The sequence below is a fragment of the Pectobacterium odoriferum genome, assembly GCF_009931295.1.
GTDB classification, from domain to species: domain Bacteria; phylum Pseudomonadota; class Gammaproteobacteria; order Enterobacterales; family Enterobacteriaceae; genus Pectobacterium; species Pectobacterium odoriferum.
Genome location: NZ_CP034938.1, coordinates 1747120 through 1762075, shown reverse-complemented (window position 1 = coordinate 1762075; position 14956 = coordinate 1747120). Strand labels below are relative to the sequence as shown.

The window sequence follows — 14956 nt, the reverse complement described above, 5'->3', positions numbered from 1 at the left end:
TTTTAAATGCCATTTGTGGCAGCCCGTAAGGGCGAGCACAGGAACTAAGCGAGTAAATCCACGCTTAAGTGCCAACATTAGGTATTCGTCGGTATCTATGTCCGGCTTGCCAGTTTCTGAAACAGCGCAGTGAGTTGTGCTTCATCCCTTGCGCCCTGATGCTGATCGGTCACCTTGCCGTTCGCATCAATAATAAATGAAGTTGGCGTGCCGCTGACCTGATAGCGCTCTTTGGTAATGCCCAACTGATCGCGCACCACCGGATAGGTCACCTTGTGGTGCGCCAGCATCGACGTGATATCCACGCTGTCAGGGTCGGTGTTAACCGCAATCACCACCACTTTATCGCCATATTCCTTGCTCAGCTTCTCCAGTGCGCCCATTTCAATCATGCAGCCACCACAGCCCGACGACCAGAAATTCAGGTACACGCTTTTGCCCTGCCAGCTCAACAGGTCCACTTGCTGCCCTGCCAGATCGTAGGCCGCCAGCGCTGGTGCCTGTGATCCGACGCTAACCTGTTCTTCCTTACAGCCGCTCAGCGCCGCTGCGCCCAGCAGACACAGCGCGGTAATCGCGTTACGCCATTTCATGATGATTCACCTCTTCACCAAAATACTTACCGTGTTGCAGGCGGATAATGCGGTCAGCAAACCGACCTAACTCAGGATTGTGCGTCACCATCACAATGGTGCGCCCCTGCCGATGCAGATCTTTCAGCAGATCCAGTACCCGCTGTTCATTCTCTTCATCCAGATTCCCCGTCGGTTCATCGGCGAAAATCACCGGAGGCTCATTCACCAGCGCACGAGCGATACACACGCGCTGCTGCTCACCGCCGGAAAGCTGGCTCGGTAAGTGATCGACGCGATGCGCCAGCCCAACCTGTTCCAGCACACACTGCGCCGCCGCTTCATCCACCACGCTATGGTAGTGCTGCGCCAACATTACGTTTTCCAGCGCGGTCAAAAATGGAATCAGGTGGAACTGCTGGAATACCAGACCGATCTTATCGGCACGGAACTGGCGTCGCCCTTCTTCATCCAGCCCAGCGGCATCGACGCCATCCAGCAATACCTGCCCTTCACTCACCGTATCCAGACAGGTGAGAATATTCATCAGCGTGGTTTTACCCGAACCGGACGCGCCCATGATGGCGACAAACTCGCCGCGCGCGATACGGATATTGATGTTCTCCAGCGCGGTAACCTGACCAAAGCGTTTATAGAGCTGGCGAGTTTCAATCACCGCCTCCGCTGCCTGCGCCCCTTCCTGCGCGTTCACTTCTACAGACATCGAGTTACTCTCCTTTCAAGACTTTGGCTGGTTCGACGTAGATCGCCCGCCGAGTGGGAACCACCGCCGCAACGGCAGCAACCAATAACGATAGCACCAGCGTGAGCGGGAACACCGGTAACCGCAGCGAGATCGTCGCGTTGAATACGGCCATCCCCAGCACCTGAGCCAGCAGATACCCCAGCAGCGAACCGCACACCACGGCCGCCAGTGCAATGATGCCGGTTTCCGCCAGCATCTGCCGGATGATGTCTCGTCCGCTCGCGCCCAGCGCCTTCTGTAGCGCAAATTCGCGGGCACGTTCACCGACAATCGCCATCAGCGTCGTATTTACACACAGGGAAGACAGCACGAGGATCACCGCTGATACTAGCCCCATCAACCCTTTGATTTTATTCAGCACCTGGCCTTCCGACGCCGACACCTTCAGGATCGGGCGGATCTCCAACTGCGGATACTGCTGCTGAAGTTGGGCAGCGAAGCGATCGACCTGCCCCAGATCGTTGCTGACGCTCAGCAGCGCATTACTGATCGCGCCCTCTTTATCCAACCACTTTTGCGCCAGATCCAGATTCACGATCAGCATGTTGTCCGTCGCATCGCCGGATTCTACGATGCCTTTGATCTGCAACCGCTGCTTCCCGCCGTCGCCCACCAGTGTGATGCTGTCGCCGACTTTGACATTCAACCGCTCCGCCAGCTTCACCCCGATCATGGCGTTACGGTCATCGAAGCTGACGCCAATCCAGTTACCTGTGACCTGCCAGTACGGTGCCAACTGCCGCAGCGATTCGAACCACACGCCCATCAGCACCACTTTCTCCAGCTCCGTACGCGCCATACCGTACAGATAAGGGCTGGACGCATTGATCAACCCAGCGGGTGCGTTGTCGATAATCGGCTGAAACGTGCTTTGTGGAATCGTATTGCCTCGCGCTGGCCCAATATAAAAATTCGCGCCGAAGGTGCGTAGTTCCTGGCTCATCTTGGCGTTGATATCGAAATAGACGGCGGACATCGCCGTCACAATCGCCGCCCCGACCATCAGCGCAGCGAACACGACGCTGACGCGCTGCATACGCAGTCGCAGTGCGCGAAACACCAGCCGCCAGAACATGCTGTTCATCCAGCCATTAGCGCCCATACAGCACCTCCACTGGATACAGTTTGGCAATCCGGCGCGCCGGGAACCACGTTCCGATGATGGCAATCAGCATCGAGATCACCAACACACAGGGGATAACGATCCACGCAAAACTCAACGGTACGCCGAATAGCATCAGGCCAATGGCTTTCGCCAGCCCCCAGCCTGCAACACAGCCCGCGACACCACCGGCCAGACCGCTCAGCGCGGCTTCGAGATAAAACAGCAGCATGATCTGCCACTGGCGCGCCCCCAGCGCTTTCATCAGCCCGATCTCTTTGGCCCGTTCCATAATGGTGCTAGTCATTAGCGAGGCAATCCCCATCGCTGCCGCCACCAGCGCGGCGAAAGTCACCACCGCCAGAAGCAGTTGGATCTTGTCGATCACGACGCCTTCCGACGCGGCGACCTGCCAGATAGGACGCACCACCGAGCCAGAAATCGCTTCTTCCAACTGATGTGCAATCGAAGAGACATACGCGGTGCAGTACCAGAGGTCATACTCTTCGGCATTCAGCGCTTCCAGATTTTCCCGCGCCCGCCGCGACAGTTCATTTTCCGGCACGGTCAGCGCTGACACGCGGATGGCCTGAATTTTACCAGCCAGCCCCAGCAGCGATTGCACCGTTGCCAGCGGCATCACCAGACGACTTTCTTCATCACCGCCGCTGCTCAGAATGCCGCTAACCTCTACCGTTGCGTCCCCTTTTGCGCCGTGCAAGGCGAGTTTATCCCCGACTTTCCAGCCCGTTTGCGCCGCCAGCTGTTTTCCTACCAGCGTCTGCGCCACATTTTCCGTCGTCACCGGTTCCTGCGGCCACTGTCCCGCCACCTGCCAGTAGGGGCTAACGGTCATTTGTCCCGAGCGATAGTCTTCTTCATCCGGCACCGCAACAGGCTGAGAAAAGAAGGTGCCCAGCACGGCAACCGGCTGACCCTTGATCTCGACATCACCGCTCAGCAGCGGCGCAAAGCCGACAATGTTATTGCGCCAGAAGATATCTTTGATGTTCGGCAGCTCAGCCTCATCGAGGAAATCCTGCCCTTCCAGCGGATTACCGCGTTCGCCAAACAGCGCGGGTAGCGCCGCTTGCCCTGCTGGCTCAATCAAAATATTCGCGCCGTAGGACTTCAGCTCACGCGCCATTTTGTCGCCGATGTCGATGGACACCGCTAGCAGTGCGGAAATCAACCCCGCCGCCAAAAACACGGTCAGCACCGCCAGCGATTTACGCCGAATATTTCTGCGCCAGGACTGACGTAACAGTCGCCACAGCATGATTATTCCTCCTCAGCCTGCTCGCCAGCCGCCGCTTTGGCAGTGGCAAATTTCGCGGGACTTTCGCGGAAGCGGTTGTAGTTGGCCTCCGACGAGAAGAAGTAGGTTTTACCGCCGTAGCGATATTTATGTTCCGCGTTCACGTTGGTGAGTTTGGAGCCATCAACCGGATCGATAACGTCCATCGACACCACCGTCGAGAAGTAATTCGTGCCTGCCGCCAGTGACGCTCGCCCAATCACCAGCTCATTATCGTCGTTGCTCCAACCTTCAATCGGCACCGGATTACAGCCGCCCGCCTTCCCGATAGAAGGAATGAAAATATGCACGCCGCAGGCGACACAAATCACCTGATTGCCTTCCATCACGTAGCCCTGATCGCCGCACAGCAGGCAGGCGTCAAACACTACGCCAAGACGCAGGCGATCGGGATAGCGGTTAATGATGAAAAAGCGCACGGCCTTGCCATCATCGGCAATCCACACAAAGCGATGCAGCTTGCCATCGCGCACCTGCTCAATCGGAATATGTACTTTGCCATCGGCCGCCAGCGTCACGGGCTGTGCTTCCGACAGGCGAGGCGGCTGCGACGCGACCTTATCCCAATAAAGCTGGGCCAACGCCACCACCAATAACGCAGTGACCGTCGACAGCAGCGTGCGGCGCAGCGTGCGATAGCCTGCTGTCGCTTTACGCTTTTCAATCGCCTCATGCGTGGCCAGCATCTGGCGACGCGCATGCCGCAGCGGCCAAACCAGCCCGGCAGCCAACGCCGCCATGAACAATGCGCTGAGGTAATTTAATAAATACGCGCTGTTGGTGACGTGCGCCACATAGCTCAGGCGCGGCTTGGTGAGCCCCAGCGCCTGTAATTTCATCAACAGCAGCAGCAGATTACCGCTTATCGGCAACAGCAGAAGTGCAACCAACAGCGCCAGAAGCGGCCAGCGCAGTAAACGAATGCGGCGCACAATCATGCCGCACAGCGCGGCACAGAACACCAGCCAGCCAAACGCCAGCAGCACCGCGCTGAAATTCAGCAGCAGATCGGTATTCACCACATGGGTGGTTGTCAGCGCGGTCAGATTGGGATCGTTGCCCCACTGCACCGCCGCTCCCGCTACCAACAGCGCCTGCCACAGATAGCCAAGACGCGGGTGGGAAAAACACTGACAGGCCAGGAACAGGATCAAGGCAAGCGCTTGAAGCGCCGTAAATCCCAGCAGAAACGCTTGCCCGTTAGGAAAATGTACGCCAATAAACGTCCCGGCAAACAGCGCCAGCAGCGTGATCCAACCCAGCGATCTGACTGTCGGCGTGGAACGATGGCTCCAGTTCAGCCCCAGCAATAGCGCTATCGGCAGGAAGGATTGGAGGGTCGTGATAAAAAAATTCATATATACCCGTCACCTTTCAAGTTGCAGGTGCGTCGGTTGAGCGCGATGCCGGGTGGCATCAGCACGCGGGCCGGAAAATCACCGATTCTACGGGCAACAAAAGTGTGCCCGCAGAAGCGTGAACATGGCCGCGACAGAACATCGCGGACAGAAGACCTTATTCTAAGCCGACGTATTTGAAGTCAAAGCTGACATCAAACGGTTTCCACCAGCGGCCTACGCCCGTCTCACCATCGGTGTGACGGTGCATACCGGCTTTTGATGGCGGATCGATGTGGTAAGTTACTTTGTAGTTGCCCACGCCCATCATTTTGATGTTCGCGCCGTAGTGCGGACCATCGCTGGCAACCATCGGCATGAAGGTACCTTCCTGCTTTGCACCGGTATCGGTGTTGGTCAAGGTGTACGCGATGGTCAGGAACGGCATCCACTCACCGGCACCGAAGCCATTCTTGTTACCTTCAGCGGCGTGAATATCGGCTTCCAAATGGATGTCTGCTTTCGCGGCAGGCAGGCCCATCCCACGCGGTTCCATGTCGATAGGTTGCAGATAAACAGCGGCAATTTCCATTTCGTTCATGGAAACCGGCTCACCCGCTGGATATTCTTTAAATGCCAGCGCGGCAGGTGCAGTGAAAATACCGGCAATAACGGCACCCGCAATCAGACTTTTTTGCATATTCATCAAACCCATCCTCATCTCAGTCGTCCCTCTTCGCTTAATTCGCTAAGCGATTGGGGTTGTTATGGTTATTTGCTGCTCTTATACCCTAAATAATTCGAGTTGCGTGACAAAACGTTAGCGTTTTGAACAACGCTTTGCGTTGACCCTTTAGGGCAAGGCCTATTTATGGCCTTGTAACGCGGCAACTGCGCGAATCCCCAGGAACTTACTCAAGTCAGTGACTGGGGTAAGCAAGGGCAGCCAACGCACAAGCAACTTGAAGTATGACGGGTATATTGCTTCCAGTATTACATTAACGTCGGATGCCTTCTTTATCAGACGGCAGACGCCCTGCGCCGCATCACCCACAGGGCGATTAGCGCCGCGCCCACCAGCACACCCTGTGGAATCAGCGTCTCCACATAAGGATAAATCCCCAACCAGGTGATTTCCGGCACGCCGGTCAGCAACGTTGGTTCAAACAGTTTGCCTTCGATCAGTTCCAACACGCCTTTACCCGCGAACACAAACGCCATCAGGTACATAAAGCAGCCGGTAAACATGAAGAACGGCTTCAGTGGCAGTTTGACAATGGTGTAGCGCATCACGAAGTAGGCGATCAGCAGGATCACACAGCCGATAGCAAACCCAGCCAGAATGGAGAGGTGTCCCGCCATGCTGCTGGCATCACCGACCAGCGCGTAATAGAACAACACCGTCTCTGCGCCTTCGCGATACACGGCCAGAAAGCTGGTGAGCCACAGGCCGATCATGGAGCCGCTGCTTAGCGAATGGGACAGCTTACCTTCCAGATAGGCTTTCCAGTGCCGCGCTTCCACTTTGGATAACAGCCAGTAGCTCATGAAGAACAGCATCACCACAGCGATCAGCATCGTAATGCCTTCCAGCAGCTCACGACTGGCACCGGAATGGGTGAACACGAGTTGGAAAATGACGGCGGTAATCACGCTACACAGCAGCGCGACATAAACCGACTGGCGAATCAGCGGCAGCTTGTCCTGCTGATTGTTTTTCACCAGATAGGCCACGATCGCCGCCACAATCAGCAAGGCTTCCAGACCTTCGCGCACAATAATCAGCAGGCTGTAGATCAACAGGCTCCAGTGGGTTTCGCCGCCGTCGCCCAGCATGGTCACGGCCTTCGCCAGTTCCTGCTGCAACGCGTCTGCCTGCCCTTGCAGCTGCTCCGCAGGCTGTTTGGCGTTCATCAGGCTCACCAGACGGGTGAAATAGCCTTCCAGCGTCGATTTGAACGCCGCATCGCGAGAACCAATTTTGTTCTCCATGCCGGTGGCTTCAAACAGATCGAAATAGGTGTCCTGCACCGCCATGATGGCGGGTTTGACCTGGCCTTGACGGTACTGCGCGATCGCAGCGGCAATGGCCTGATTGATATCGTCGGCGACGTTCGCCCAGTTCGCATCCGGCACCGCACCAGTATCCGCGTTCGCGGTAGATGTCGCCGTTACCTGCTGGCTGTCACGCGTTGTTGGCAACCCCGGCAAGGCATCTTCGATATCCTGCAACAGCGTGGTGACCCGATAGGCAACATCGGTCAGTTGATCGGGCTGGCTGGCTAATGTAATCAGCGCGGAGAATTGTTGATTAATGGAAGCCGCCTGCTGCGCCGAGCGATTCTGCCTGACCGACATCTCCATTTCAGAGTTTTTAAAGCCCTGATAATGCGCCTGCTGCACGCTCTGGCTAGCCTTTTTGTAATCGCCGGCCTGATATTCCGTCACGGCTAGCGCGAGCTGGTCATCGATGATTTTGAAACTCTGCTGCCAGTACGGCGCAATATCGGTGTTGTCATAGGCACCGTGCTGCTCCTGTGCGACCAGCTTGTGCCCTTCCGACAGTACGGGCAGAACGGCATCCAGTTCGCCCTTCAGCCAGGAGATTTTTGCCTGTACCTCGGCCTGCGGCTTTCCTTCGCCAATCATGCGGCGAATTTCACCGAACGTAGCCTCTAACTGATAGCTTTTTTGCGCGGAAATGTTGATGCGGATCGGGCCTTCAAGGTTTTCAAACACCTCGAAATAGGCCATCTGAACTTCAGTGCGGGCCTCATCCGGCTTTTGCTGCTCATAGAGCTGAGCCGTTTTATCCAGCCGGGTTTCGATATCTTGAATAAATGAGGCGTAATCGGTCGCGGCAACTGCCGCTGAACAGCTAAACAGCCAACACAACACGAGAAGCGTTTTTTGCCAGATAGACATAAGCGAGTAATGAAGCACAAATGATATTTATTCTTATTATCACTTTGAAGCCGTAATCTGTCTTGATTTACGTCACGAAAACATGAGCAACAATCACTTTAGTGTGTAACAAATGGTTTCAGATTCAATTTAATGCCAAAAAAAACCGTTTTATTTATATAACCCCAGAAAAGTACGGTTTTATGATCTAAAAAACGGTAAAAATCGCCACAAAAAACAAAGCAATAATTATGCCATTATTTCAATTGACGTGTTAAAAGGTTGGAGACCCCAGTCTTAAAATGGCATTTCTTTACATTAACACAATCAGGTTTACAGAGAGAAATGCCATTTTCTCTCTGTAATCCAAGGTATTACATGCGTCACTGTTACGCGTTTCATCGTCATTTTTGGGCAACTCACCCTAGCCATTCAAGTAAACGCCGCATTTAAGTAAACCAAGCATCCAAGCGATAACCCGCGATCAACAGAACCGGGGAGATTCCTTTCCTCCCAGTTCGTCGCCAGCCTCATGGGCTATCTTACGTTCAACGTCTGTCGCGTATTTAACCCGCTGCGGATCAGAATTTTTCCCATCCCTCGCCGTTGCGACCCTGTGCCGACAGTAGCGGCGTAGAACCCTGCCCAACCGCACGATGGACGGGGGTAGCGATCGCCTGACGGGAAAAAGACATTGTTGGATCGCAATCTGATTCCAGATCGAACACATCCACCACGGCAGACAGCTCGCTGGTTTGTTCATCCAGACGCGCAGCCGCTTCCGCTGATTGCATCACCAACGTCGCGTTCTGCTGCGTAACACTGTCCATTTCGTGCACCGCCTGACTAATCTGCGTAATGCCGCGCGTTTGCTCATCCGTTGCCGCCGCGATTTCACCAATCAGATCGTTAACATGCGAAATGGAAGCGATAATGGCCGTCATCGCTTCACCGGACTGTCGAACCTGCCCTGCGCCGGTTTCAACGCGCGAAACCGATTCCGCAATCAGCGCCTCAATCTCTTTCGCCGCCTGCGCACTGCGCTGCGCCAGTGTACGAACTTCACCAGCTACCACGGCAAATCCTCGCCCTTGCTCTCCCGCCCGCGCGGCTTCAACCGCCGCATTCAGCGCCAGAATATTGGTCTGGAAGGCGATGCTGTTAATCACCGAGGTAATATCGGAAATTTGTCGGGAACTGGCGCTTATACCATCCATCGTCGTCATCACGCTGGTGCTGATATTCCCGCCTTTTTGCGCCGTCTCCGCCGCCTCCTTCGCCAGCTTACGCACCTGATGCACATGGTCAGTGGTTTGTCGCACCGTGGAGCTAATCTCTTCCATACTGGCCGCCGTCTGTTGCAATGCCGCGGCCTGCTGTTCCGTGCGGCTGGACAGGTTATCGTTGCCATCCTTAATGCTCGACGTCCCGTTGTTGATTTCCGTCGTGCTCTGCCGGATGACCGTCACCGTATCACGCAAACTTTTCTGCAATCGCTTGATATCGGGAATCAACCGCCCAGCACAGTTCTTGCCAAATTCCGCCAGCTCACAGCCTAAGCGGCCCGCCGTGAGCTGTGCCAAATGAGATTTGAGCACTGAAATCGGGATAACCAGATAGTTCCTCAAATAGTATTCCGTGAAAATCAACACGATGAGGCCAATCACCATCACAGCAATTAACGAATTACGATTTTGGGTATTGTGTTCATTCACGCTTGGAATCAACGAGGCGGCGGTAATGCTGTCCGAATAGCGTTTAATGTCTTCGCCAAACGTCAGGCTAATGGGGGGATAAACAGAGCGAAATATCTGTCGAAATCCTTCGTAATCATTGCGTTGTAGCGCCGCATTCATCGGATCAATCGCGGTAGCAATCAGAGTGCTCCACGTTTTTTCTACCGCCTCAACCGTGGCTGATTCGACGCCAACGTGTTCCGCTGCCTGGAATTTATCCAGCGAATCCTTGGTATTTTTTAACGCAACCTGTGCCATTTCCAACGTCTTTTTGGCGTTTTCTGGCTCGTTACGCTGCAAGTAATCCATCGTTCTTTCCATACGAGTTACGGCCCGAAAATATTGATCGGTTCCATAGACCAGATGGGAATACGTTTTTCGCTGAGTCTCACTTTTATCAAGCAAATTCGTGACCTGATAAAGCGAGTAAAGACTGAATCCTGATGCCACTCCCCACGCCACTAGCAGGGAAGCCACTATGAGCAGCACCATTATTTTTATGCTGACATTTCTTAGAAATTCCATAATGCACTCCGCGACGTTAACAAATATTTCCCGCCCGCACGCTCTGTCGGAAAAGTATTTACTTTTTACTCATGACGGTGCCGCCCGTTGTCTCGCGCCCTTATCCCACGCGATCGAACAGACGTTCTGGAATTCCCTGATTCATGCCCCATTAGATGGGAAATCTAGCTCAAAAAATTAACGAATAGAATGCGTTATCTTCCTTGAGATGCCAATTTCCGTTGTTTTAAACAGCCGACAGGCATGGCTACCCGAGCCTCATCGGTGACACATAGAGTTAATATCGTCAAAAACAGTATAGGCATTAACGGATAAAGAGGATGAATACGCGATAACCTATTTTCCAGACAAATGTCCTATGGGAAAAGGTCGCGGCACTCAACGCGTTAGAGCGATTTGTCACACGCTGAGCATGACCACGATCAGTAAATTAATTTTCTTTATCGGTGATTATCGAAGGTTAGATGACTGCATCAACAGCCTGCCGCAGGAATGCAGTTCTTACGATCCAAGACTCGGCTTTGGAGAATAATCATGCAGAAAGTGCTTACCGTCTGTCCGTATTGCGGGTCAGGCTGCAAAATTAACCTGCTGGTAGAGAACAGCAAAGTGGTTGGTGCGGAAGGGGCAAACGGCGTCACCAATGAAGGTGAACTGTGCCTGAAAGGCTATTACGGTTGGGATTTTCTCAACGACACGAAAATTCTGACGCCGCGTTTAAAGCAGCCGCTGATTCGACGTCAGAAAGGCGCGCCCTTTGAGGCCGTATCCTGGGGTGACGCTATCGATTTCGCCAGTTCCCGACTGAAGGCGATTAAAGAAAAATACGGCGCCGAGTCGATTATGCACACCGGCTCGTCACGCGGCCCCGGTAATGAAACCAATTATGTGATGCAGAAATTTGCTCGGGCGGTCACCGGGAATAATAACGTCGACTGCTGCGCTCGACTCTGCCACGGCCCTTCAGTGGCTGGGCTACAGGTTACGCTGGGCAACGGCGCAATGAGTAACTCTATCTGCGAAATCGAAAAAACTGACTGCATCCTGATTTTTGGCTACAACGCCGCAGACTCACATCCCATCGTGGCACGTCGAATCCTGAAAGCTAAAGCGCGCGGGGCAAAAATCATCGTGTGCGATCCGCGCCATATTGAAACCGCCCGCATCGCCGATCTGTGGCTGCCGTTGAAAAATGGCTCCAACATGGCATTGGTCAACGCGTTCGCTAACGTGCTGATCAACGAAGGCCACTACGATAAAGCGTACGTCTCCCGCCATACCGAAGGCTTCGAGGAATTCAGCCAGACCGTCGCGAAATATACGCCGGAGTATGTCGCCGACATCACTGGCCTGTCGCCGAAATTGATTCGCGACGCGATGCGAATCTATGCCGCCGCGCCGTCCGCCACCATTCTCTGGGGAATGGGCGTGACACAATGGGGCCAAGGCGTTGATGTGGTCAAAGGGCTGTCCGGCCTAGCCCTGCTGACCGGGAATCTGGGGCGTCCGAACGTGGGCGTCGGGCCAGTGCGTGGGCAGAACAATGTACAGGGCGCCTGCGATATGGGTGCGCTGCCCAATATGTTCCCCGGTTATCAAAAAGTCACGGATAAAGCGGTGCTAGCGAAATTTGCCGATGCCTGGGGCGTGCCTGAACTCTCCGACAAAATTGGCTACTCGCTAACCGACCTCCCGCACAAAATTAAAGAAGGGAAAATTCGAGCCAATTACGTGATGGGCGAAGACCCGCTGCAAACCGAACCGGATCTGTCGATGCTGCGTGATGCATTCAACGAGCTGGACTTGCTGATCGTACAAGACATCTTCATGACCAAGACCGCGGCGATTGCCGATGTGATTTTACCTGCGACCTCCTGGGGCGAGCACGAAGGGGTCTATACCGCTGCTGATCGGGGATTCCAGCGCTTTTATAAAGCCGTGGAACCACAGGGCAATGTCAAACCCGACTGGGAAATCATCAGCCTGATGGCAACAGCACTCGGCTATCCGATGCACTATAACAACACACAGGAGATCTGGGACGAGCTACGGCAGCTCTGCCCGCTGTATTACGGCGCAACCTACGAGAAAATGGCGGGACTGGGTTATGTGCCGTGGCCGTGCCCGACGGAAGACAGCCCCGGCACGCCGTGGCTGTACGCAGGCAACCACTTCGATCGTCCCGGTGGGAAAGGCCTGCTGCTCACAGCCGAATGGCGACCGCCTATGGAGCTGGTGGATGAAGATTACCCGCTGGTCTTGTGCACCGTGCGTGAAGTAGGCCATTACTCCTGCCGTTCCATGACGGGCAACTGCACCGCATTACAAACGCTGGCGGATGAACCGGGCTACGTGCAGGTTAGCCCCTATGACGCCGAGCGTTTAGGCATCCACGATCAGCAGTTGGCTTGGATCTCGTCACGACGCGGCAAGGTGATCTCTCGCGTTGCCGTCAGCGAACGCATTAATAAAGGTGCCGTCTATATGACCTACCAGTGGTGGATCGGTGCCTGCAATGAACTGACGCTGGATCATCTCGATCCGGTATCCAAAACACCGGAATACAAACACTGCGCCGTGAAGCTGGAAGCCATTGACGATCAGCAGGCAGCAGAGAACTATGTACAGCAGGAATACAGCCACCTGAAAGATCGACTGCGCAGCACCGCAGAAAACGTCAGCTAATCTCCCTTACCTAAGCCGCCGCGAGCCTAAGCCGTCAGGTAAAAGCCGTGGCGGCTTAGGAAATACGGATGGTTTAGACACCGTTTAACCTTCCTCGCCGATAATGCCTTTATTCCCCACCTCATCTTGTAAAATTTCATTAATGAAAACGGATAAATTTCCGTTAATCGATAATAAACTTCTACACAGAAATTAAATTTTCACACCTCTGTTTATTTTTTAAAATTATGTTGGCTATCACCGCCCTTCCCTCAACCCGATTGTTTTTTATTCCAATTTAGCGCAATTTGCGTTTCATTTTACAATGCTTTAATTTGTTTTTAACAAAAAGAGCCCCCTGTAGCGGTAGTTATCAATTCGATCAAAATAATTATTAAACAATCGGTTAGATGAAAACGAGTGGGGATAAAAGGAATATTATTATTGCTCGCATAGAGGTCGTTTATGTTACCGATTACTGTTGCCTTATCGCTTCCTCATTATCTGTCATTTATTATTCGTATCGACCCCGGAAGCTAACTCCCGTCTTTCATTCGTATTCCCCTGAACGTCGCTGACGTCGGGAAATAACCTGATTTCATCCCTTTCGATATGTGGTTATAAAAAACCGCACGGCTTTTAGCACCCCAAATTTGCCGAAAGAAAGGCAGTAAGTTATTCAGAATATAATAAAAAACAGGAGATTCACTGTGCTCACTATTCTCGGTTTCTCTATGGTCATCTGCTTTATGTACCTGATCATGACCAAACGAATGTCTGCGCTTATCGCGCTAATTCTTGTCCCTACACTGTTCGCACTGGCGGCAGGTTTCTATCAGGGGCTAGGCGCGATGATGCTGGACGGCATCAAAACGCTGGCTCCAACGGGCGTTATGCTGACGTTTTCTATTCTCTACTTCGGTGTCATGATCGATGCAGGCCTGTTCGATCCGCTGGTTCGCTTCATTCTCCGTCTGGTTAAAGGCGATCCGTTGAAAGTGTTGGTCGGCACCGCCGTGTTAACCTTAATGGTCGCGCTGGACGGTGACAGTACAACGACCTATATGATCGCGATTGCCGCATTCCTGCCGCTCTATCAGCGGTTGGGGATGAACGTGCTGGGGTTGACCTGTCTGGTGAACATCGCCAGCGGCGTGATGAACCTTTCTCCGTGGGGCGGCCCCACAGCGCGCGCGGCTGCCGCATTGCGCGTTGATGCACTGGACGTTTTCCTCCCCATGCTCCCGGCGATTATTTTAGCCAGCCTGACGCTGGTCGGCGTGGCCGTTTTTCTGGGTCTACAGGAACGCAAACGGCTAGGCATCATTGATGTCAGCAGCTTCCAGAATGCTTCTATCAATCTGGGCAACGGCAGCGACGAAGAAAGCGACGCTAACCGCCGCCCTAAAATGTTCTGGCCTAACTTTATTCTGACCACCCTGCTTCTGGTGTTTTTGGTAATCGGCCTTCTGCCTATTCAGGTGCTGTTTATGGTCGGCTTCGCTATCGCCGTCATGCTCAACTATCCCAAGCTGGAGGAGCAAAAAGCGCGGATCGGCTCACACGCCGCTAACGTGCTAGCAGTGACATCACTTATTTTCGCCGCTGGGATTTTCACCGGCATTTTATCCGGTACGGGCATGGTGGATGCCATGGCGAAGAGCCTATTGCAGGTGATACCAGAAAGTTTCGGTCCGTATCTTGCGGTGTTCACCGCGCTCATTAGCCTGCCGTTTACTTTTTTGATGTCCAACGACGCGTTCTATTTCGGAATCTTACCCGTTATCGCCCAGACGGCGGTCAATTATGGTATTACCCCAGAGGAGATCGCCCGAGCGTCGATTGTCGGACAGCCGTTCCACCTGCTTAGCCCGCTGGTGCCGTCGCTCTACCTGCTGGTCAGTCTGGCAAAAGTGGACATCGGCGATCACCAACGCTTTGCAATCAAATGGGCGATTTTTGTCAGCCTATCGCTGCTGGTCGGTGGTATTGTCTTCGGCGCATTTCCGTTCTATCACCAGTAAATCAAGAT

10 protein-coding genes are annotated in these 14956 nt (G+C 53.8%); 2 read left to right on the top strand and 8 right to left on the bottom strand.

Annotation, left to right across the window (positions count from 1 at the left end):
- Nucleotides 1–95 precede the first annotated feature (95 nt).
- The 8 genes from EO763_RS07805 to EO763_RS07770 form a co-directional block, all read right to left on the bottom strand.
- Nucleotides 96–593: a TlpA family protein disulfide reductase gene (locus tag EO763_RS07805; RefSeq protein WP_161528596.1), complete on the bottom strand. Its 498-nt coding sequence runs from the start codon at nucleotides 591–593 to the stop codon at nucleotides 96–98.
- Nucleotides 580–1296 carry an ABC transporter ATP-binding protein gene (locus EO763_RS07800; protein WP_161528595.1) on the bottom strand — a complete coding sequence of 239 codons (717 nt, stop codon included), beginning with the start codon at nucleotides 1294–1296 and terminating at the stop codon, nucleotides 580–582. Before EO763_RS07800 ends, EO763_RS07805 begins: the two co-directional genes overlap by 14 nt.
- Before the next feature lie 4 nt (nucleotides 1297–1300).
- The gene (locus EO763_RS07795; protein ID WP_039535488.1) at nucleotides 1301–2440 is read right to left on the bottom strand and encodes an ABC transporter permease; all 1140 of its coding nucleotides are present in this window, start codon (nucleotides 2438–2440) and stop codon (nucleotides 1301–1303) included.
- Nucleotides 2430–3719, bottom strand: coding sequence for an ABC transporter permease (locus EO763_RS07790; RefSeq protein ID WP_161528594.1), 1290 nt, complete (start codon nucleotides 3717–3719; stop codon nucleotides 2430–2432). The genes EO763_RS07795 and EO763_RS07790 overlap by 11 nt, the downstream gene beginning before the upstream one ends.
- A gap of 2 nt (nucleotides 3720–3721) precedes the next feature.
- The gene (locus EO763_RS07785) at nucleotides 3722–5116 is read right to left on the bottom strand and encodes a Fe-S-containing protein (RefSeq protein WP_161528593.1); all 1395 of its coding nucleotides are present in this window, start codon (nucleotides 5114–5116) and stop codon (nucleotides 3722–3724) included.
- 157 nt (nucleotides 5117–5273) lie between these two features.
- A complete protein-coding gene (locus EO763_RS07780) occupies nucleotides 5274–5801 on the bottom strand; it encodes an iron transporter (protein WP_010285198.1) in 528 nt (175 codons plus the stop codon).
- 314 nt (nucleotides 5802–6115) lie between these two features.
- Complete coding sequence (locus EO763_RS07775; protein WP_161528592.1) at nucleotides 6116–8020, bottom strand: FTR1 family iron permease; 1905 nt, start codon at nucleotides 8018–8020, stop codon at nucleotides 6116–6118.
- A 560-nt stretch (nucleotides 8021–8580) separates the two neighbouring features.
- Nucleotides 8581–10260: a methyl-accepting chemotaxis protein gene (locus tag EO763_RS07770; RefSeq protein WP_161528591.1), complete on the bottom strand. Its 1680-nt coding sequence runs from the start codon at nucleotides 10258–10260 to the stop codon at nucleotides 8581–8583.
- Between the two features lie 534 nt (nucleotides 10261–10794).
- Here EO763_RS07770 and fdhF point away from each other — a divergent pair.
- Nucleotides 10795–12945 (top strand): formate dehydrogenase subunit alpha, encoded by a 2151-nt coding sequence (fdhF, locus tag EO763_RS07765; RefSeq protein WP_161528590.1) that lies wholly within the window; start codon nucleotides 10795–10797, stop codon nucleotides 12943–12945.
- Nucleotides 12946–13634: 689 nt separating this feature from the next.
- Nucleotides 13635–14948, top strand: a complete 1314-nt coding sequence (locus EO763_RS07760; RefSeq protein ID WP_161528589.1) for a CitMHS family transporter — start codon at nucleotides 13635–13637, stop codon at nucleotides 14946–14948.
- The last annotated feature ends 8 nt before the right edge of the window (nucleotides 14949–14956 follow it).